General features: G+C 68.4%; 23 protein-coding genes. 9 read left to right on the top strand and 14 right to left on the bottom strand.

Translation table 11 applies throughout. The features are described 5' to 3' along the window. The first annotated feature begins 213 nt into the window (after positions 1-213). The 4 genes from ACYVF5_RS16150 to cofD all read left to right on the top strand — a co-directional run bounded on the left by ACYVF5_RS16150 (position 214) and on the right by cofD (position 4,225). Positions 214-1,218, top strand: coding sequence for a putative F420-0 ABC transporter substrate-binding protein (locus tag ACYVF5_RS16150; RefSeq protein WP_460948273.1), 1,005 nt, complete (start codon positions 214-216; stop codon positions 1,216-1,218). Further along, positions 1,218-2,279, top strand: a complete 1,062-nt coding sequence (locus ACYVF5_RS16145) for a putative F420-0 ABC transporter permease subunit (RefSeq protein ID WP_460948271.1) — start codon at positions 1,218-1,220, stop codon at positions 2,277-2,279. Before ACYVF5_RS16150 ends, ACYVF5_RS16145 begins: the two co-directional genes overlap by 1 nt. Continuing rightward, the gene (locus ACYVF5_RS16140; RefSeq protein ID WP_460948269.1) at positions 2,276-3,133 is read left to right on the top strand and encodes an ABC transporter ATP-binding protein; all 858 of its coding nucleotides are present in this window, start codon (positions 2,276-2,278) and stop codon (positions 3,131-3,133) included. The genes ACYVF5_RS16145 and ACYVF5_RS16140 overlap by 4 nt, the downstream gene beginning before the upstream one ends. An 84-nt stretch (positions 3,134-3,217) precedes the next feature. After that, on the top strand, positions 3,218-4,225 hold the full coding sequence (gene cofD / locus ACYVF5_RS16135; protein ID WP_460948267.1) for a 2-phospho-L-lactate transferase: 1,008 nt from the start codon (positions 3,218-3,220) through the stop codon (positions 4,223-4,225). A 38-nt stretch (positions 4,226-4,263) separates the two neighbouring features. Here the strand turns inward: cofD and cofC are convergent, their stop codons facing one another. The 10 genes from cofC to ACYVF5_RS16085 all read right to left on the bottom strand — a co-directional run bounded on the left by cofC (position 4,264) and on the right by ACYVF5_RS16085 (position 13,580). Continuing rightward, on the bottom strand, positions 4,264-4,920 hold the full coding sequence (gene cofC / locus ACYVF5_RS16130) for a 2-phospho-L-lactate guanylyltransferase (RefSeq protein WP_460948265.1): 657 nt from the start codon (positions 4,918-4,920) through the stop codon (positions 4,264-4,266). A gap of 140 nt (positions 4,921-5,060) precedes the next feature. Beyond that, complete coding sequence (pcaDC, locus tag ACYVF5_RS16125; protein ID WP_460948263.1) at positions 5,061-6,293, bottom strand: bifunctional 3-oxoadipate enol-lactonase/4-carboxymuconolactone decarboxylase PcaDC; 1,233 nt, start codon at positions 6,291-6,293, stop codon at positions 5,061-5,063. After that, positions 6,290-7,759, bottom strand: coding sequence for a lyase family protein (locus ACYVF5_RS16120; protein ID WP_460948261.1), 1,470 nt, complete (start codon positions 7,757-7,759; stop codon positions 6,290-6,292). Before ACYVF5_RS16120 ends, pcaDC begins: the two co-directional genes overlap by 4 nt. Beyond that, positions 7,759-8,364, bottom strand: a complete 606-nt coding sequence (pcaG, locus tag ACYVF5_RS16115; protein WP_460948259.1) for a protocatechuate 3,4-dioxygenase subunit alpha — start codon at positions 8,362-8,364, stop codon at positions 7,759-7,761. The genes ACYVF5_RS16120 and pcaG overlap by 1 nt, the downstream gene beginning before the upstream one ends. Further along, entirely contained in the window at positions 8,348-9,142 is a 795-nt protein-coding gene (gene pcaH / locus ACYVF5_RS16110) for a protocatechuate 3,4-dioxygenase subunit beta (RefSeq protein WP_460948257.1), read from the bottom strand. The genes pcaG and pcaH overlap by 17 nt, the downstream gene beginning before the upstream one ends. Positions 9,143-9,393: 251 nt before the next feature. Further along, a complete protein-coding gene (locus ACYVF5_RS16105) occupies positions 9,394-10,155 on the bottom strand; it encodes an IclR family transcriptional regulator (RefSeq protein ID WP_460948255.1) in 762 nt (253 codons plus the stop codon). 7 nt (positions 10,156-10,162) lie between these two features. Then, positions 10,163-10,987: an IclR family transcriptional regulator domain-containing protein gene (locus ACYVF5_RS16100; RefSeq protein ID WP_460948253.1), complete on the bottom strand. Its 825-nt coding sequence runs from the start codon at positions 10,985-10,987 to the stop codon at positions 10,163-10,165. Between the two features lie 18 nt (positions 10,988-11,005). Then, positions 11,006-12,178: a thiolase family protein gene (locus tag ACYVF5_RS16095; RefSeq protein ID WP_460948251.1), complete on the bottom strand. Its 1,173-nt coding sequence runs from the start codon at positions 12,176-12,178 to the stop codon at positions 11,006-11,008. Beyond that, positions 12,175-12,861 carry a 3-oxoacid CoA-transferase subunit B gene (locus tag ACYVF5_RS16090; RefSeq protein ID WP_460948249.1) on the bottom strand — a complete coding sequence of 229 codons (687 nt, stop codon included), beginning with the start codon at positions 12,859-12,861 and terminating at the stop codon, positions 12,175-12,177. The genes ACYVF5_RS16095 and ACYVF5_RS16090 overlap by 4 nt, the downstream gene beginning before the upstream one ends. Further along, a complete protein-coding gene (locus ACYVF5_RS16085) occupies positions 12,858-13,580 on the bottom strand; it encodes a 3-oxoacid CoA-transferase subunit A (RefSeq protein ID WP_460948247.1) in 723 nt (240 codons plus the stop codon). Before ACYVF5_RS16085 ends, ACYVF5_RS16090 begins: the two co-directional genes overlap by 4 nt. Positions 13,581-13,812: 232 nt before the next feature. On the opposite strand from ACYVF5_RS16085, the gene ACYVF5_RS16080 reads away from it, so the two are divergent. The 4 genes from ACYVF5_RS16080 to ACYVF5_RS16065 are packed head-to-tail and all read left to right on the top strand — an operon-like array spanning position 13,813 to position 15,366. Further along, complete coding sequence (locus tag ACYVF5_RS16080) at positions 13,813-14,232, top strand: MarR family winged helix-turn-helix transcriptional regulator (protein ID WP_460948245.1); 420 nt, start codon at positions 13,813-13,815, stop codon at positions 14,230-14,232. Between the two features lie 20 nt (positions 14,233-14,252). After that, positions 14,253-14,777, top strand: a complete 525-nt coding sequence (locus ACYVF5_RS16075; protein WP_460948243.1) for a hypothetical protein — start codon at positions 14,253-14,255, stop codon at positions 14,775-14,777. Continuing rightward, positions 14,774-15,037: a hypothetical protein gene (locus tag ACYVF5_RS16070; protein WP_460948241.1), complete on the top strand. Its 264-nt coding sequence runs from the start codon at positions 14,774-14,776 to the stop codon at positions 15,035-15,037. Before ACYVF5_RS16075 ends, ACYVF5_RS16070 begins: the two co-directional genes overlap by 4 nt. Further along, positions 15,034-15,366 carry a rhodanese-like domain-containing protein gene (locus ACYVF5_RS16065; protein WP_460948239.1) on the top strand — a complete coding sequence of 111 codons (333 nt, stop codon included), beginning with the start codon at positions 15,034-15,036 and terminating at the stop codon, positions 15,364-15,366. The genes ACYVF5_RS16070 and ACYVF5_RS16065 overlap by 4 nt, the downstream gene beginning before the upstream one ends. Before the next feature lie 54 nt (positions 15,367-15,420). Here ACYVF5_RS16065 and map read toward each other — a convergent pair whose 3' ends face one another. Further along, a complete protein-coding gene (map, locus tag ACYVF5_RS16060) occupies positions 15,421-16,197 on the bottom strand; it encodes a type I methionyl aminopeptidase (RefSeq protein ID WP_460948237.1) in 777 nt (258 codons plus the stop codon). Positions 16,198-16,272: 75 nt separating this feature from the next. Between map and ACYVF5_RS16055 the strand changes: the two genes are divergently transcribed. Beyond that, entirely contained in the window at positions 16,273-16,575 is a 303-nt protein-coding gene (locus ACYVF5_RS16055) for a helix-turn-helix domain-containing protein (RefSeq protein WP_460948235.1), read from the top strand. A gap of 308 nt (positions 16,576-16,883) precedes the next feature. Here ACYVF5_RS16055 and ACYVF5_RS16050 read toward each other — a convergent pair whose 3' ends face one another. The 3 genes from ACYVF5_RS16050 to ACYVF5_RS16040 are packed head-to-tail and all read right to left on the bottom strand — an operon-like array spanning position 16,884 to position 19,666. Further along, on the bottom strand, positions 16,884-17,840 hold the full coding sequence (locus ACYVF5_RS16050; RefSeq protein ID WP_460948233.1) for a siderophore-interacting protein: 957 nt from the start codon (positions 17,838-17,840) through the stop codon (positions 16,884-16,886). A gap of 18 nt (positions 17,841-17,858) precedes the next feature. Then, complete coding sequence (locus ACYVF5_RS16045) at positions 17,859-18,665, bottom strand: coenzyme F420-0:L-glutamate ligase (RefSeq protein WP_460948231.1); 807 nt, start codon at positions 18,663-18,665, stop codon at positions 17,859-17,861. Next, the gene (locus ACYVF5_RS16040) at positions 18,665-19,666 is read right to left on the bottom strand and encodes a TIGR03557 family F420-dependent LLM class oxidoreductase (protein ID WP_460948229.1); all 1,002 of its coding nucleotides are present in this window, start codon (positions 19,664-19,666) and stop codon (positions 18,665-18,667) included. Before ACYVF5_RS16040 ends, ACYVF5_RS16045 begins: the two co-directional genes overlap by 1 nt. Between the last annotated feature and the right edge of the window lie 73 nt (positions 19,667-19,739).

Raw genomic sequence — 19,739 nt, 5'->3', positions numbered from 1 at the left:
GGCATCCAGACAACTGTGGACGGGGTCTCGTCTCACAGAGCTTCAGCACGGCCATGCTGCCCCACCTCGCCGAACGACGAGCGGGGCTCGAGCTCGAGCGCGTAAGCTTGTTGCGACCCTCCGGTTCTCTCTGACCGGTTGCAGCTGACCCGGATTTGGGCGGCAGGTCACTGGCCCGGCCAGTCCTTGCCCTAACCCCTGCCGTGAGGTCACATGTCTGCTCTCCTTCGCCGTTCGCTGTCCGTCGCCGCCGCCGGCGCTCTGACGCTGTTCGCGGCCTCGTGCGCCTCAGCCCCCGGTTCCGCCGAACCCACACCCGATCCGTCCGAGCCCGCCGCGTACCCGCTCGTCCTCGACAACTGCGGAACGGAGGTCACGTTCGAGAAGGCACCGCAGCGCGTCGTGACGATCAAGTCGGCGACGACCGAGCTCCTCGTCGCCCTCGGCCTGGCCGACCGCATCGTCGGCCAGGGATTCCCGGACGGCGCCATTCCGGAGCAGATAGCCGGCCGACCGACCGGCGACGTCGACATCCCCGTGATCAGCGACACGGTCCCCGGCCAGGAAGCCGTGCTCGACCTCGAGCCCGACATGGTCTTCGGCGGCTGGGAGTCGAACTTCAGCGCCGACGGCGTCGGCGACCGCGGCACGCTTGCCGCCCTCGGCGTCACCGGATACGTCGCGCCGTCCGCCTGCAAGGAGCCCGGCTACCAACCGGACCCGCTCACCTTCGACGACGTCTTCACACACATCGAAGAGGCCGGTGCGATCTTCGACGTCGCCGACACCGCAGAGACGCTCGTCGACGAGCAGCGGGCCGTTCTCGCCGGAATCGAGCCCGTGAGCGACGTGACGGCGCTCTGGTGGTCGAGCGGCGGGGACTCCCCGTATGTCGGCGGCGGCATCGGCGCACCGCAGATGATCATGGACGCGGTGGGGTTGACCAACATCGCGGCGAGCATCCAGGACACGTGGGGAGCGGCCAACTGGGAGTCGGTCGTCGACGCGAACCCGGACGTGCTTGTGCTCGTCGACGCCGCATGGAACCCGGCCGACACGAAGATCGAGTCGCTCAGGTCGAATCCGGCCACCGCTCAGCTCGACGCCGTTGTGAACGAGCGATTCATCGTTGTGCCGTTCGCCTCGACGGAGGCCGGTGTGCGGAACGCCGATGCGGCGGCGGCCATCGCCGCGCAGCTGGAGGACCTGGGCTACTGATGACAGCGACGCCAGCACCCGCCCCAGACGCTCGCACACACGGTGCGGCGGTCAGGCGCGTCCCGACGACCGTCTGGACCGGAGCACTGCTCGTGGCGCTCGTGCTCTCCGTGCTGACGGCGGTGACGGTCGGGCCGGCCGACATCACGGTGGGTGAGGTCTGGGGATCGCTGCTCTCGCACCTCGGCCTCGGTGACACCTCGCTCTCCCCCCTTCGGGACGGCATCGTGTGGGAACTGCGGATGCCGCGGGTGCTGACCGCCGGCGCCGTCGGCGCCGGCCTGGCGCTGAGCGGAACGGTTATGCAATCGCTCACCCGCAACCCTCTCGCCGACCCTTATCTGCTGGGACTGTCGTCCGGGGCGTCACTCGGAGCCGTCGCCGTGATCGTGCTCGGTGTCGGCCTGCTCCTGCCCGTCGCCGCGTTCATCGGCGCGCTCACCGCCCTCGCCTTCACCCTCGCCCTCGCGAACACGGCGGGCACGCTCACCCCGACGCGCACGGTTCTCGCCGGCCTGGCGATCTCGTCGTTCTTCGGCGCGCTCGTGAGCCTCGTGATCTTCTGGTCGGCGGCGGGGGACGCCTATCAAGAGATCCTGAGCTGGCTGCTCGGCTCGCTGGCCGGGGCTCGCTGGCCGGCCGTCGCGCTCTCTGTCGGCGCGGTCATCGTCGTCGGTGTGCCGCTGATGCTCACCGGGCGCACACTCGACGCGTTCACGTTCGGCGACAAAGCGGCATCCGCTCTCGGCGTCGGGGTCACGGGCACCAGGTGGATCCTGCTCACCGCGACAGCGCTGCTCACCGGGGCGATGGTCGCGGTGAGCGGATCGATCGGCTTCGTCGGCCTGATCCTGCCGCACATGGTGCGACTCGTCGTCGGCCAGCGCAACCGCGCCGTCCTCCCGCTCGCCGCGCTCACGGGTGCGACCTTCCTGATCTGGATCGACACAGCCGCCCGCACCGTCTTCGACCCGCGTGAACTGCCCGTCGGCATCCTCACCGCCGTGATCGGGGCGCCCGTCTTCGCCCTGCTGCTCCTTCGTGCCCGGAGGCTCGTATGACGCACACCCCATCCGCATCGTCCGAATCCACGCTCGACCTGCGAGACCGGTCGCTCGACGCGCCACAGGCCCGACAGAGTCTCGTCGCCCGCGACATCACGTTCACCCGCGAAGGGCGCCTGGTGGTCGACGGCGTCGACTGCACGGTCCCCGTCGGCGCCTTCGGGGCCGTGATCGGGCCGAACGGCGCGGGCAAGAGCACCCTGTTGCACCTCATCGCCGGCATCCTGCCCGCGGGCGCGGCGGCATCCATCGCCTTCGACGGGAACGACCTCGTGCGGATGCGCCGCAGTGAGCGGGCGCGGATGCTCGCTCTCGCCGAGCAGCACGGGGACTCGGACACAGCACTGCGGGTGAGCGACGTCGTGATGCTCGGACGCACACCGCACCTCGGGCGCTGGAAGGCCGAGGGGCGGCACGACCACACGATCGTCGCCGACGCGCTGCAGGCGGTCGAGATGAGCGCCTTCGCCGATCGCGCCTTCGACACACTCTCGGGCGGGGAGCGCCAACGGGTGCAACTCGCTCGCGCGCTCGCCCAGCAGCCCCGTCTGCTGCTGCTCGACGAGCCGACCAACCACCTCGACATCCACGCGCAGCTGTCGTTGTTGTCGCTCGTGCGGGCGCAGACCGCCGGCGGGCTCACCGCGATCGCCGCCCTGCACGATCTCAACATGGCCGCAGCCTACGCCGACCGTGTCGTTGTGCTGGCCGGCGGGCGCGTCGTCACCTCTGGGCCGACGGCCGAGGTCCTCACCTCGGAGCTCGTCTCTGACGTCTACGGTGTGCACGCGGATGTTCTGGAGCATCCGCGGACGGGCCGCCCGGTCATCGCGTTCGACACACGGTCGTGACACGCCCCCACCCGCAACGGGTGTCCGAAGAATCATCCGCAGCCGGATCTCCCGGCCGTGTCTGAGTGACTTCTTGGACTCTCGATGAAAACAGTTGGAGAGATCATGACCCACCCGAACCGCATCACGGTGCTCGCCGGCGGAGTGGGCGGCGCCCGCTTCACACGTGGGCTGCTGCATCACATCAACCGGATCGGCTCACCGACCGAGGTCACGGTCGTCGTCAACACCGGCGACGACATGTGGCTCACCGGGCTGCGCGTCTGCCCGGACCTCGACACCGTGATGTACACCCTCGGCGGCGGCATCAACGAGGAGCAGGGCTGGGGGCGGCCGGATGAGTCGTCTCGCACAGCAGGCGAGATCCACGCCTATGGGCGGGGCTGGCCGTGGTTCACGCTCGGCGACCTCGACCTCGGCACCCACATCGTCCGCAGCGACCTTCTCCGCGACGGGCACACCCTCAGTGAGGCGACAGCCGTCCTCTGCGAACGCTGGCGGCCCGGCGCGCGACTGCTGCCGATGAGCGATCAGCCGGTGGAGACACACGTGCGGCTCATCACCGATGTGGATGAGCACCGCGCGGGTGAGCTCATCCACTTCGAGGAGTGGTGGGTGCGTTACCGCGCGCGCGTCGACGTGGCCGAGTTCGTGCAGGTCGGGGTGGACGACGCCTCGCCTGCACCGGGTGTGATCGATGCGATCACGACTGCAGACACGGTGATCCTCCCGCCGTCGAACCCCGTTGTGTCGGTCGGCACGATCCTCGGTGTGCCGGGCATCCGCGACGCCGTGCGGGCGACGGGGGCACGCGTGGTCGGCGTCTCTCCGATCATCGGCGATGCAGCTGTCCGCGGAATGGCGGACAGCTGCCTGAGTGTGATCGACCTCGAGACGAGCGCCGCGGCCGTCGGCCTGCACTACGGCTCGCGGGTGTCGGAGGGTGTGCTCGACGCGTGGCTGGTCGACGAGGTGGATGCCGCCGCCGTTCCCGTGCTCGAGGCGTCCGGCATCCACTCACGAGCAGTGCCGCTCTGGATGCGCGACCTGTCCTCCAGCGCCGCCATCGCGCGTGCGACGCTCGCCCTCTGACGCCGGACAGCCCGCCTCGATGGCGTCACACCGGTGGCTCAGGGCGACGGCACGGTGGCCGCGTATGAGGTGCTCGCGATCAGTGTGCTCGTATGCTCCCCGACGCCCAGCCGCAGGGCGTGCGCCAGGTCGTCGACGACGTCGACGTCGCGCCGGATCGCCGCGGCCGGCGGGATGTCGAGCGGCACGTGCCCGTCGCCCTCGTGAGCGGCACGGGAGCCGGCGCCGAAACGCGGGGTGAGGGATGCCCCGGCGCGCGCGAGCAGGGCGACAGTGCCGGCGCCGCACGCATCCGGGATCATCGCCCGGGTGAGATGCGCCGCCTGGCCGAGCGCGGCATCGACCTCTGCCGCGTCGAGCGCGGGAAGGTCGCTTGCGAACACAACGATGTCGCACAGGGGGTTGCGGCCGAGAGCGGCCTCGATCCCCTGCAGGATCGCGTCGTTGAGAGGGTCAGCGGGCGCACGGATCTGCTCCGGCACCACACGGGACCCCAGATGCGCGGCATCTTCAGCGATCCGCTGGTCGCGTGTGACCACGATCACGCCGTCCACAAGCGATGCCCCCGTGAGAGCGACGATCGTGTCGAGCGCGAAAGCACGCGCGAGCGCGACCCTGGCCGCGAGGGGTTCGAGCCGGCTCTTCGACGCCGACGTGCCCTTGACCGGCACAACCGCCGTCCACGTCCCGCTCACAACAACACCTCGATGCCCACCGTTGCAGACTAGCGTCGCGCGGGTCGGCTTGTCAGATCGGCCCGGGCGCCCGTCGCGTCCATCGGGTCATCGGGCCTCGACCCCCGCCCAGAGCCCGCATCCGGGCCAGACGCTCACCTTCAGGAGCCCGGCGACTCCTCGGCGAACACCTCACGGACGATCGCGAACGCCGCATTGGCCGCCGGAAGACCGGCATACAACGCGGTGTGCAGGATGACCTCGCTGATCTGCTCGCGGCTGAGCCCGTTGCGGAGCGCCGCGCGCACGTGCATGGCGATCTCGTTCTCGTGACCGCCGGTCACGAGGCTCGCCAGCGTCGCTATGCTGCGCTCCTGTCGTTCAAGCTGAGGGCGTGCCCAGATCTCGCCCCACGCATAGCGCGTGATGAAGTCTTGAAACCCCTCGGTCTCTGCGGTGGTCCGGGCGACGGCCGCATCCACGTGGGCATCGCCGAGCACCTCTCTGCGCACGCTCATGCCGATGCGGTGCCGGCCCGCGCGTGTGTCGGCCTCTGAAAGCGTCGCCTCACGCACATCGGCGACCTGGCCGGGAGCACCCGCACCGGCGACCAGGTCGGCAAGCATGCCCGCGGCGACCTCTGGCCTCTCGAGCGGGGCGAGATGAGAAGCGCCATCGATCCGGTGTGACGTTGCGCCCGGGATAGCGCGGGCGAGCGCCTCGAGGTCCGCGGGCGTTGTGACCGTGTCTTCTTCACCGCTCACGGCGATGGTCTGGACGGAGACGCCGGCCAGGTCGTCACGACGGTCGAAACGCGCGAGGGCCTCGACGCACAGTGCATACGACTCACCGTCGACGTCCCGCAGCTCGGTGAGGGCACGAGAGGCAGACGCCGGGTCCCGAGCCACGAACCCGTCTGCGAACCAGCGTGACGAACTGCCATCGACGAGGGCCGCCGTGCCCTGGGTCCTGACCGTGTTCGCACGTTCTGCCCAGCCTTCCGCCGTTCCGATCTTTGCATCGGTGCAGAACAAGCCGAGCGACAGCATCCGTTCGGGATGCCTGAGGGCAAGCTCGATGCCGAGCGAGCCGGCGAGCGACACACCCGCGTAGTGAAAACGTCCGCCTCCGGTCTCGTCGACGAGCCGCACGACCGCGTCCGCGAGGTCGGCGAGCGAGAACGGGCTGCCTGTGGCCGGTGAGGCGCCGTGCCCGGGCAGGTCGAACCTCAGGATGCGCACGTGCGAGAGACGGCCGGAACGACGCAGGGCAGAGATCACCGGGTCCCAGAGCGCTGTCGTTGTGCCGAGGGATGGCCCGAGAACGAGCAGTTCCGTCGAGCGTTCCCTCAGTGCAGCCGGGTTGATCGAGCAGGTGAGAGTGGGTGTGGTCACCGGGCTTCCTCTCTGTCTGTTGGCCCTGTTGGCCCTGTTGGCCCTGTTGGCCGGCGGATGCTCTGGGCAGGCGTGCGGATGCCGGTGAAGCGGGTGACTGACCTGTCGACCAGGTCGTCCGACACCGTGAAGACGATCCCGAGCAGAGCGGCAGGGGTGACGAGGTCTTCTGGGGCGCCCGCCGGCAGCAGCAGGCGAACGGCATCCTCGAACGGCGTGCCCTCTGAGGTGGTGAGCGCGACGGCGTCTTTCACGATCTGCGCGGACTGCGCCCGGCCGAGCTCTCTCGTCAGCACTGCTCCGGTCAGTTCAGAGAACACGAGTCCGTTCGTCGAGTCGAGGTTTCTTCTCATCCGCTCGGTGTCGACGCGGAGCCTGCCTGTCAGGTCTCGAACCGCATCTGCGCATTCGAGGGCGAGGGCGAGCAGCGACCGGAACGCCTGCCATTCGGTGTGCCAGCTCCCCGCCGGGCGCTGGTCTTCGGCCACCATCGCCCTGTGCACCTCGGCGAGGGCGCCAGATGCGCGGCGGGCCGCCGCCACCAGCAGCACAGCGGTGACCGGGTTCTGCTTCTGCGGCATCGCCGAGGATCCCCCGCCTCCGTCGAGAGACTCAGAGACTTCGCCGATCTCGGTTCGGGCGAGCACCGCCAGGTCGGCGCCGATGCGACCCGCGACGCCAGCGGCATCCGCCATCGCAGAGGCGATCGCGATCAGAGGGCTGCGCTCGGTGTGCCACCCCCGCCCCGGATCGTCGAGCCCCAGGCGCTCACAGAGCACCGCACGCAGGCGGGCGTGTGCGCCGGCGTCACCAGAGAACGCGGCGAAGGCCGCGCCGTTCCCCACCGAACCGGCCAGCTGGGCCGGAAAACTCGTGAGTGCCAGCTGTTCGAGAGATGCTCTCACCCCGTCGAGCCACGACGAGGCGACGGCGCCGAAGGTGGTGGGAGACGCGTGTTGCGTCAGCGTGCGACCGACGCCAGGAGTACGCCTGTGCGCCTCGGCGAGCGCAACCAGGTTGTCGCCGGCCTCGCCCAGCGCTGAGACGATGCGGGCGGACACCCTCGAGGCGACGAGCACAAGCGCCGAATCGACGATGTCCTGGCTTGTCGCCCCGCGGTGTATCCAGTGCCGCGCCTCGTCGTCATCGACCGCTCGCCTGAGTCCCGCGACCACCGCGATCACCGGGTTTCCGTTGAGCCGGTTCGACGAGGCCATCTCGTGCCGGTCGAGGTCGTCTGCCGACAGCCGCGCCACCGAGTCGCGCACCTCGGCGGGGGCGAACCCGGTCGCGATCCAGGCAGAGACGAGCGCCTTCTCGACATCGACCATCGCATCGAGAACCGCGTCGTCGCCGATCAGACGCCCCTGCTCGGCGGCTCGAAGCGGCTCGAGCAGTCCCCAGTCGACGGCCTGGAGCGGATCGCCCGGACCGCGAGCGCCACCCGGCCCCGCCTCTTCCGCCATCAGGCCTCCGGGAACTCGAGGAATACCGTCTCGCCTTCGCCCTGGAGCCGGATGTCGAACCGATAGCTCTCCACGCCGTCCGCGACGGCCACGAGCGTCTCACGGCGCGACGGGTCTATCGAGGCCAGGAACTGATCGTTGTCGTTCGCCGTCGTCTCGTCTGAGAAGTACGCACGGGTGAAGAGGTGGTGCAGAAGCCCGCGTGCGAACACGGTGATGAGGACGTGCGGTGCAGCCCCCGGCCGCGTCGCCCCGGGCTTGACCGTGGCGAAGGTGAACTGGCCGGCCCCGTCGACGCCGGTCCTTCCGAACCCGGTGAACGTGTAGCCGTCCCGTTCGAGACTGCCGCGTTCGCTCGACATCGAACCGGCGGCATCCGCCTGCCAGATCTCGACCATGGCGTCTGGGACAGGGGCGCCAGAGCCGTCGTACACCGTGCCGTGGATCCGGATCGAACCTCGCGAGTGGGGCGGAACCAGGTGCGACCCGCCCTCGTAGGGGAGGGCGAGCCCGAAGAACGGGCCGACGGTCTGCGACGGCGTCTGCCCGAACACCCTCTGAGTGGTGGCCGGCCGGCCGGCCGGAGCCTCATGCGTGGTCGTCATCTTCGCCCTCCATCCAGGTGGCCTTCGATCCGGTCAGAACGATGTCCCAGCGGTAGCCGAGCGCAATCTCGGGGACCGTGACGTCGTGATCGTACTGGGCGATCAATCTCTCTCTGGCGTCGTGGTCCGCGATGGACTGGAAGATCGGGTCGAGAGGAAAAAGGGGGTCGCCCGGAAAGTACATCTGGGTGACGAGCCGCTGGGTGAACTGCGAGCCGAACAGCGAGAAGTGGATGTGCGCGGGGCGCCACGCGTTCCGGTGATTGCGCCACGGGTATGCCCCTGGCTTGATCGTGGTGAACCGGTAGCTGCCGTCGTCGCCGGTGATCATCCGCCCGACACCTGTGAAGTTCGGGTCGAGGGGTGCAGGATGCTGGTCGTGCTTGTGCTGATAGCGGCCGGCCGCGTTCGCCTGCCACACCTCGACGAGCTGATGGCGAACGGGGCGGCCCTCGCCGTCGAGCACACGGCCGGTGACGACGATGCGCTCGCCGAGCGGTTCTCCGGAGTGCTGGATGGTGAGGTCGCTCTCGAACGGGTCGACGTCGCTGTGCCCGAAGGCAGGAGAAACGAGTTCGATCTCTTCGGGGTCTGCGCGCACGAGCTCATGCGTCGGATGCCGAAGCACTGTGCTCTTGTATGCGCTGAATCCGCGATCGGGATGCGCCGGCCTCGTGCCGCTCGACGCGGCCTCGTGCTCGGCCTGCTTGTGCAGACGGGCGATCTCTGCGCTGACGGCGTGCTGTTCGGCGTTCACGGTCTGCTCGACGTTCACCATGCGGCGCCTCCCGCGGTGAGGGAGCGCACGGGCTGCGTCGATGGGCAGGGCGTGCCTGCTCCGAGGATTGTGACGGGTGTGTTCATGGGACTCGGGCGGCCTTTCGCGACGGTGCGAGTATATCTCCCTCATCTTCGCGCCCCGATGCCCCGTGTGCCACAACGACTTCCGTTCAGTGGAAGAATCCACCACGCCACGATGTCGCCGACGTGTTGTGCTGTTCGTTCGGTTTCACCGGTCCGGCCCCCCTCTCAGCCCCGCCAGCCGAGCGCGCGCGAGATGCCCCGGCCAGCGACCCGCACCGCGAGCGGGTACTCGGGGTTCTCTCTCTGGTCCGGGTGCGCGATGATCGAGACCGCGGCCACCACGTCGCCCGTGCGGTCCCGGATGGGCGACGCCACCGAATAGGTGTGCTCTGACATCTCGTTGACGCTGACCGCGAGACCCGTCGCACGGATGTCGGCGAGACGCGGTCGAAGCTCGGCCTCGGTCGTCTGGGTGTTCGGCAGGTATTTCTGGGGACGGGAGTCGAGCAGGTCGTCGAGCACCTCGTCTTCCGAGAACGCGAGAAGCACCAGTCCGACACCCGTCGCGTGGAGCGGAAGCCTGCTGCCGACGTCAGAGATGATCGGCACGGCGCCGCGCGTCGACAGCCGCTCGAGGTAGAGCGCGGCGAGTCCGTCGCGCACCGCGAGGTTCACGTTCTGCCTGGTCACCTCGACCAGGTCTTCGAGAAAGGGAAGAGCTGCTGTCCGCAGGAGCCTGGCCGTCGGCGTTCTGACTCCGATCTTCCAGAAGCGCATGCCCAGGCTGTAGAGGCCGTCGTCTCCGCGCACGAGTCCGCCCCACTGCACCCACTCCGCCGCGAGCCGGTGTGCCGTCGACAGGGGAAGCCCTGCGCGCCCGGCGATCTCGGTGAGTGTCAGCCGGCCGTTGCCCTGGCGGTCGAAGGCATCGGCGATCGCGAAGACCTTCTGCGCGACCGACCGCGCATCGCCGCCATTTCTCGCCATGTCGCCCCTATAGGAGTCCGCCCGCACGAGAGTGCGGCGAGCTGTCCTGCCCCAGCCAGCGAAAGCCGTCGAGATCTGTGCTGATGCGGGCGGCCGTCTGAAGAAGTGCCGGCACGAACTCGTCGGTGATCTTCTCGAGGGAGGACCTGCCCGATGTCGTCGAGACGTTGATCGCCGCGATCACCTCGCCGCTGCGCCTCACGGGCGCCGCCACCGCGCGCAGGCCGAGCTCGAGCTCCTGGTCGACGATCGTCCAGCCCTGTTCGCGCACACGATCGAGCTCCGCATGCAACGCAGGCCGGTCTGTCAGCGTGTGGGCGGTGAACGCGAGGGGTTCGACGGACGCGAGGCAGGCATCCCGTTCGGCAGCCGGCAGCGCCGCAAGCAGCACACGGCCCATCGACGTGGCGTGGGCGGGGAACCTGGTGCCGATCGTGATGCCGACCGTCATGATGCGCCTGGTGTGAACGCGGGCGATATAGGTGATCTCGCCGCCGTCGAGCACGGATGCCGACGTGGACTCGCGCAGGTCGCGCGAGAGGTTCTCCAGGTGGGGCTGGGCGATCTCTGGAAGCGACAGCGCGGTGAGATAGCTGAACCCGAGGTCGAGCACCCGCGGGGTGAGTTCGAAGAGCTTGCCGTCGGTGCGCACATAACCGAGCTCGACGAGTGTCAGCAGGAACCGGCGCGCAGTCGCCCGGGTGAGATCCGTGGCCCTGGCGATGTCGGTGAGCGTCATCGCCGGGGAATCGGCCGAGAACGCCCTGATGACGTCGAGACCCCTGGCCAGCGACTGGACGAACTCGGGACTCGGCTGGGGCTGCGCGATCACGGATCAGCCGGTCGGTCGTCAGCGCTCGAGCACAACGGCAAGCCCCTGGCCGACGCCTATGCAGATGGCGGCGACACCGACACCGCCCCCGCGGCGTTTCAGCTCGTGCGCGACGTGGCCGATGATCCGACCACCGGAGGCGCCGAGCGGGTGCCCCATGGCGATCGCACCGCCGTGGATGTTCATCTTCTCCGGGTCGAGCTCGGTCCAGAGCTTGAGGCAGGCAAGGCTCTGCGATGCGAACGCCTCGTTGAGCTCGACGACGTCGACATCCGCCCAGGTCTTGCCCGCCCTGGCCAACGCTCGGTTCGCTGCGTCGACAGGCGCGATGCCGAAGACATCCGGATTGTTTCCCGCAACTCCCCTGCCGGTGATCCTGGCAAGCGGTTCTGCATCGACTGGTGCGTTCTCACCGCCGACGAGCACCATCGACGAACCGTCGGTCAGCGGCGAGGCGTTGCCTGCTGTCACCGTGCCGTCTGGGCGGAAGACCGGCTTCAGTCCAGACAGGGACTCGACGGTGGAGTCGGGGCGGATGCCTTCGTCCCGTGCCAGGTCCGTTCCGGGCACTGAGACGATCTCGTCGTCGTAGACACCGTTGTCCCAGGCGGCTGCGGCGAGCCGATGGCTGCGCGCGGCGAAGGCGTCCTGCGCCTCCCGGCTGATCTGATAGCGGTCGGCGAGGATCTCGGCAGACTCCCCGAGTGCGATCGTCCATTCCTTGGGCATCCGCGGGTTGACCAGCCGCCAGCCGAGGGTGGTGGAGTGCATGGTGGCGTCCCCGGCGGGGTACGCCCTGCCCGGTTTCGGCACGACCCAGGGAGCACGGGTCATCGACTCGACGCCACCGGCCACGATGACAGACGCGTCACCGGCCTCGATCGCCCGGCTCGCCTGGATCACCGCTTCGACGCTCGAACCGCAGAGACGGTTCACCGTCGCACCGGGTATCGAGGTCGGAAGCCCCGCGAGCAGAACGGCCATGCGGGCGACGTTGCGGTTGTCCTCACCCGACTGGTTGGCTGCGCCGAGAAAAACATCGTCGATGCGTTCGGCGTCGAAACCGGGATGCCTGTCGAGGAGTGCGGTGAGCGTGTGCGCGGCGAGGTCGTCCGGTCGCACGTCGGCGAGAGCCTTTCCGAGGCGGCCGAACGGCGTGCGGACAGCGTCGTAGACAAAGCTGGCGGTCATGCGTGTTTTCCTCCCGTGCCGGCGGATGCCGCTGGTTCTCGTGTGGAGTCGACGAGCCGGAGCCCGGTCAGCTCACGGAGCTCGTCGACGGTTGTGTCGCCGAAGGTCTCGGTGACGCTGAGCCCCTCGGCCGTGACATCGAAGATGCCCCTGTCGGTGTAGATACGGCTGACACAGCGGACTCCGGTCAGCGGATAGCTGCACTCGGCGACGACCTTCGACGTGCCGTCACGACCCAGCAGGTCGGTCATCACGTAGACGCTCTTCGCTCCGATGGCGAGGTCCATGGCACCGCCGACGGCGGGGATGGCATCGGGGGCGCCCGTGTGCCAGTTCGCCAGGTCGCCGGTCTCCGACACCTGGAACGCGCCGAGCACGCAGATGTCCAGATGACCTCCGCGCATCATTCCGAAGGAGTCCGCGTGGTGAAAATATGCGGCACCCGGCAGTTCGGTGACCGGTTGCTTGCCCGCATTGATGAGGTCCGGGTCGATGGCGCCCTCGTCAGGCTGCGGACCCATGCCGAGCATCCCGTTCTCGGTGTGCAGGATGATCTCGAGATCGTCTGGCAGGTAGTTCGAGATGAGTGTCGGCGCACCGATGCCGAGGTTGACGTAGCTGCCCTCGGGGATGTCTGCGGCGATGCGCGCGGCGAGCGCCTTCCGGTCGATGCCCGTGCTCATGCCGCGCTCTCCGCTCCGGCTGTTCCGACGAACTCGCCGTTCCTCAGCCAGGCGCGTTCGCCGACGGCGACCACCCTGTCGACGAAGATCCCGGGTGTGACGACACGCTCGGGGTCGAGGTCGCCCAGATCGACGATGCGGTCCACCTGCACGATGCTCACGGCAGCCGCGGACACCATCAGCGGCCCGAAGTTGCGTGCGGTCTTGCGGTACACGAGGTTGCCCCAGCGATCTGCCTCGAAGGCGCTGACCAGCGCGTAGTCCGCGTGGAGCGGGTATTCGAGAATGTAGTCGCGCCCGTTGATGGAACGCGCCTCTTTGCCCTCGGCCACGAGGGTGCCGACGCCCGTCGGCGTGTAGAAGGCGCCGATGCCGGCACCCGCGGCACGGATGCGTTCGGCGAGGTTCCCCTGCGGAACGAGTTCGAGCTCGATCTCACCCGCACGGTAGAGCCTGTCGAAGATGTGCGAGTCGCTCTGTCGCGGGAACGAGCACACGATCTTCCGCACACGCCCCGCGCCGAGCAGGGCGGCAAGGCCTGTGTCGCCGTTGCCCGCGTTGTTGTTGACGACCGTCAGGTCCGTCGCTCCGTGCTCAAGCAGCGCGTCGATCAGCTCGACGGGTTGGCCGGCGCGGCCGAAGCCGCCGATCATCACCGTCGAGCCGTCCTCTATGCAGGCAACGGCATCCGCGACGTCGCGTCTGACCTTCGAAATCATTCGTCTGCTCCTCGCCGAACACAGTTTGTTCGCTCAGTGAACTCTTGTTCGCATGATAGTCCAACAATGGCTGTCTGTGCACCCCCTCACCTCACCCCAGCACCCCAGCACCCCTCAGCTGCCTCCACGTGACAATTGCGGACAGAGGTGGCCGTTGTTTCGAGCACATACGTCCGGAAAGGTCACCGAGGGCCAGGCGCAACGCGCTCAGCACGGAGATTAGTCTGCTCTTATGCCCGAGATGCCGAGGTTCAGCCCGACGATCGCCCTGTTGACGATCGGACGCGTTTGGGAAGCCGCCTTCGCCGAAGCACTCAAGCCGCTCGGCCTGACGACCCGAAAGTACGGTCTTCTCGGGCACATCCGCGCAACCCCGGGCATCTCGTTCAGCGAGCTCGCCAGACGTTCGCGCATCACCGTGCAGAGCGCCCACACGGCGGTGGCCGGCTTCACCGCCGCCGGCCTCGTCGAAGACGCGTCGGCCCGCGCAGGGGCGGCTTCTCGGCTGCAGGTCACCGAGGGGGGTGAGCGGCTGCTCTCCGAGGCGGCCGCGGCCGTCGCCGAACTCGACGCCGAGTTCTTGGCCGCGCACCCCGCACTCAGCGAAGCCCTGCGTCAGCACGTTCTGGAGCTGATGTCTCGCAGCACCTAACCTTCAGTTACACTGAAGGTATGGAACATCTGCTGCTGGCCGCGCACGTGCTCGCGGGCATCCTCTTCGTTGGCCCCGTGGCCGTGACCACAAGCCTCTTCCCGCGCTTCGCACCCATCGCCCCCGCCGCGGCCGGCACCGGTGACGCGCTCACCGCGTCCGCGCCGTTCGACACCGCACCATCGCAGGCGCATACCGCGTCGGCGGGACGATCCGGTCCGGGCGGGCGCAGCACCGCCGTCGCGCGGCTGCTGCATCGCGTGACGCGCGTGTACGGGCTGCTCGCACTCATCGTTCCCGTTGTCGGGCTTGTGCTTGCCATGGTGCAGGGCCGCCTCGGCGAAGTATGGATCACCGTGGCGATGGTGCTCACCGCTCTCGCCGGCGGACTGCTCGCACTTCGCATCGCACCCGCACAACGCGAGGCACTCGATTCGCCGGACGATGGCACGAGACTCCGCGCGCTCGCCGTCTTCACCGGGATCTTCAATCTGCTCTGGGCAGCTGTCGTTGTGCTGATGATCGTTCGACCGGGCGCCGCATGAGGCCGCTGCTGCGCGCGCTCGAGGTGTTCTCCGTGCTCGAGCTCATCAGCATCGCGCTTCTTCTCGCGAATCTCGCCACAGTTCACATCGCCGGTGTCGCATCGGTGCTCGGCCCGGTGCACGGCGCGTTCTATCTCGCCGTCGCCGTCACGGCGCTGCTTGGCCGCGGTCTGCTCATGCGCACGCGACTGCTCGCGCTCGTACCTGTGCTCGGCGGTGTCTTCACCCTCGTGAACGCGCGGCGCGAAGCGCGGCGATGAGCATCAGGCACTTCTTCCGGCGGCCCACGGCAGTGTCGGCCGTGGAGGCCAAGCGGCTGATCGCCGCCGGCGCGCTCGTGGTCGACGTACGCGGGGAGCGCGAGTGGCGCCGCCAACACATTCCCGGCTCCATGCACATCCCGCTCGACCGGCTCGAAGCCCGCGCCGAGGAACTGCCCGACGACGTTCTCCTCATCACGTTCTGCACCGGTGGTCTTCTCTCCAGCGGAGCCGCCAACCTCCTCGTCGAGCTGGGATTCGACGCCGTCAGCCTCTCACACGGGCTTATGGAATGGCGTGCATCGGGCGGAGCACTGGAGGGCGCATGACCGGCGCAGACCGTGTGCCCGTGACGGATGCCGTGCCAGGTCGCGACCTCACGGTCACGCCCGCTTCGGCACGGTGAGGATCTCGGCTCCGCTGTGGGTGATGGCGATGGTGTGCTCGCTGTGCGCCGTCCGGCAGCCCGTCGCACTTCGGAGCGTCCACCCATCGGCATCCGTGACGAGCTCGGCGGTGTCCGCCATGACCCACGGCTCGAGCGCCAGCAGCAGCCCGGGGCGCAGTGTGTATCCACGGCCCGGCCGTCCGGTGTTCGGAACGTGCGGATCCTGGTGCATCGTCGATCCGATGCCGTGACCCCCGAATTCGGTGTTGATCGGATAGCCTGCCTCACTGAGGACCGAGCCGATGGCATGGGAGAGGTCGCCGATGCGAGCCCCGGGTCCGGCAGCTGCTATCCCAGCTCTCAATGCCCGTTCGGTCGCGCTGATCATCGCGACGCTCTCTGGCGGCCGAGACTCGCCCACGATGAAGCTGATGGCGGAGTCTGCTGCGACTCCGCCGGCTGAGACGGCGAGGTCGAGTGTCAGCAGGTCGCCGTCGGCAAGCGTGTAGTCGTGTGGCATCCCGTGGAGCACGGCATCGTTGACGGCCGTGCAGATGTAGTGACCGAACGGCCCGCGTCCGAAGGACGGCGCGTAGTCGACGTAGCAGGACTGCGCCCCAGCCTCGACGATCATCGTCTCGGCCCACCGGTCGATGTCCAGGAGGTTCGTGCCCACCGTGCTACGGCTCTTCAGGCTCTGCAGAATATCGGCGACCAGGGCGCCCGCCTCCCGCGCTCGGACCAGTTCGGCTGGGTTCAGGATCTCGATCAATGCGCGCCTTTCTTATGCGACTCCTATGCGACCAATAACTATACCGGCCATGTTATCCCGGTATATGATCGGAGCATGGTCAGGTTGCCGCTCACACCCGCAGAGGTCGAGCGCGGAAAGCGCCTCGGCGCCCTGTTGCGTCGCGCGAGGGGAGGGCGCTCGATGCTCGAGACCGCACTCGATGCACGTGTCTCACCGGAGACCCTCCGCAAGATCGAGTCCGGCCGCGTGGCCACCCCCGCGTTCCCGACCATCGCTGCGATAGCACATGTTCTCGGTCTCTCGCTCGATGCGGTGTGGGACGAGATCAACCAGCCCCAACCCGGTGTCGAACCGACGAGCTCTCGTCACACGACACGTGAGCGGCTGGCCTCGTAAACCTCAGGTCCTCTGTCAGACTGAAACCATGCCTCGGAGAAGGGTCTTTCTCGCACTCGGAAGCGTCGTGTGCTTTCTGCTGGCTTGGCTTGTGAGCCGAATACCCGACGTCGGAGTGATGTGTCTGAGCCTGGGCGATCCACTGTGCACAGATGCGTACCTGATCGGGAAAGACGGGGCACGGGACAGCGCGGTACTCGTTCTTATTCTCGCGGGCCTTGCGCTGGCCGTATGGGCGTTGTTCCGCAGGCGAACGATACCGGCCAAAAACCGCACGTTGCCGGCGCAGGCACCGGAACGCACATAGGCTACTGCGCCTCGGCCCGACCGAGCCGCCAGTACCCCATAAACGAGATGCGCTTGCGGTCGATGCCGGTCTCAGACACGAGGTGACGCCTCAGGGTCTTGATGACACTCGCCTCACCCGCGAGCCAGGCATAGAATCCGCCGCCGATCGGCTCGCCGAACGAATCCCACAGCAGTGCCGTATCGACATCGACGTCGTCGAGCTGCTGGGCGGATGCCGACAGCGCCGACCGATAGACGTGACGGTTGTCCGCGACCCAGCGGCGCACGGCAGGGTCGAGGGCACTGCCGACCTCGGCGTCTCCCCTGGCCAGCCACGTCACGGCACAGGCATCATGGGTCGAGAGCTCGAGCCGGTCAGCGGCATCCGGCACCTCGATGAACGCGTGCGCCGTTCGGCCGGGGGGCAGGGATTCGAGGATCGCGCAGATGGCGGGGGCCGCCGTCTCGTCTCCGACGAGCAGCAGCTGGTCTGCATCGCCTGGCTGCCAGTCGATGCCGACGTGCGAATCGATGCTCCGAGCATCCGGCCCGACGAGGATCAGCTCGTCGCCGACGGATGCCCCGGCCAGCCACCGCGCCGCAGGCCCGGCGCTCTCGTCGACCGGGTGCACCACCATGTCGACGTCGACCTCGCGCTCGGCCTGCCGCACGGCACGCACCGTGTAGGTGCGGAAGGGAGAGCGCCGGTCGTCTGGGAGCTCGCGCCAGCGTGAGTACCAGGTGCCATCCGCGATGGTCTGTGGGTCACGCGCGCCGATGTCGCAGAGCCCGAACTCCGGGTCGGGGAGAATGAGCTTCACCCGCTGGTCGAGGCCGTCCGTGCCGAAGATCCCGAGCTCGTCGCCTGCGAGCGTGATCCTCGAGAAGTGCGGGCTGAGCCGCCGAACCTGCGCCACGGTGACGATGAACGGGCGGTAGGCGGGGCGTGCGTCTTTCACCTGACTCTGAGTAAGCATCACCTAAGTAAAGCATGCCTAACTTGACGAGGGAAGACTCTCTCCCTGGGTGCCGGCATCTCTCTCGCGCTGTTCACGCTCGCGCCGCTCCAGCTCACGCCCGAGCGCTATCGCCTCTTCTGCGCCCAGGCGGAACATGTCCTTCTCGGGCGAGCGCACGAGCACTCGGGCGCCGGGCAGATCGAGGTCTCCGACGATGTGCCCCAGGCCGCGCACCACAGCGACAGGGCTGCCGCTCGTCTTGCCCTTCACCAGGTCCGCCGCAGCGGTGATCTCGTCGGCGGTGGCCGTGATCGTGGCGGTCATCTCGCGACCGGCCGAATCCAGCTCACCCCGCAGGTCGTCGAGCACCTTCACACCGGCTGCGCCGATCGCGGCATCGGTCTGCCCCTCGCGCCAGGGTCGTCCGAGCGTGTCAGAGACGATGACCCCGATGCGCAGGCCGAGCCGTGAACGCAACTCGCTCGCGAGAGCGTGCGCAGAGGCATCCGGATCCTCTGGCAGCAGCAGCACTGTGCCATCGGGGGTGTTGCTCGCGTCGACACCCGCCGCCGCCAGCACAAGCCCCTGCCGGTTCTCGACGATGCGGGTGACGCCACCGGCGTGCTCCCTGGTGGCGACGACGCGCACGGTCTCGTCTGTGATCGCCTGCTCCCTGTCGTCGGCCGCGACCTGGCGCCCCTCGGCCTTCGAGACGATCTTGCTCGTCACCACAAGGATGTCTCCGCCCTTCAGCGTGCCGGCGGCGGCATCCGTGATGATCGCGGCGAGATCGTCGCCTGCAGTGATCTCGGGAATGCCGGTCAGGGCGAACACCTGCAGCATCAGCGCACCAGCCGTGGGAGCACGTCGCGGCCGAAGCGTTCGATCCACTCACGCTGGTTGCGTCCGACGTTGTGCAGGTAGATGCGGTCGAAGCCGAGGTCGGCATAACGCTGGATCTGCCGCAGGTGCACGTCGGGGTCGCTCGACACGATCATCCGATCGGCGAAGTCCTCCGGGCGAAGCAGCCGGGCGAACTGGTCGAACTCGAAGGGCGAACGGATGTCTCCGCGCGCGAACCGCATTCCGCCGTTCGGCCACTCGGTCATCGCGTTCCGCATCGCTTCGGCGTCGGTCTCAGCCCACGACAGGTGCAGCTGAAGCACCTTCGTCAGTGTCGACGGGTCTTTGCCGCCGTCGCGCGCGCCTGCATCGAACCTGCCGAGCAGCTGGTCGAGCTTCTCGACGGCAGTGCCGACCGCGATGAGGCCGTCGACGGTTCGGCCGGCCCTGCGGGCCGTGACCGGCCCTGCCGTGGCGACGAGTATCCGGGGAGCCGTCTGCGGCATCGTCCACAACCGCGTCGACTCGAGCTTGAAGTACTGGCCGGAGAACTTGGTGTCCTTGCCCGCGAGCGACGCGGCGAAGAGCTTCTTGATCAGGTCGATGGCCTCGAACAGCCTGTTGATGCGCTCAGGGGCCTCAGGCCAGTACTCACCGGTGATGTGCTCGTTCAGCGCTTCGCCCGCGCCGAGACCGAGCCAGTGCCTGCCCGGATACATCGAGGCGAGGGTCGCAGCGGCCTGCGCGACCATCGCCGGATGCCACCTGAACGTCGGAGTCGTCACACCGGGCCCGATGTCGCCGCGGGTGCGTTCGGCCATCGCGGCGAGCACACTCCACACGAACGACGCCTCGCCCTGCTGCGGCACCCACGGCTGAAAGTGATCGCTCGCCATCACACCGCTGAAGCCGTTCTGCTCGGCGAACTCGGTGAGCGCGACGGCCTCGGCCGGGGCGAACTGCTCGAGCGCGGCCGCATACCCGACCTGGACGGAACCCATGCACCTATCTTGGCCGTTGTGCCGTGCGCGCGCGACCCGGGTGGGCGGTGGCCCGCTCGCGACCCGGCTCTTG

This window comes from Okibacterium endophyticum, from assembly GCF_054780075.1.
This window is presented reverse-complemented; position numbering and strand designations above follow the sequence as displayed.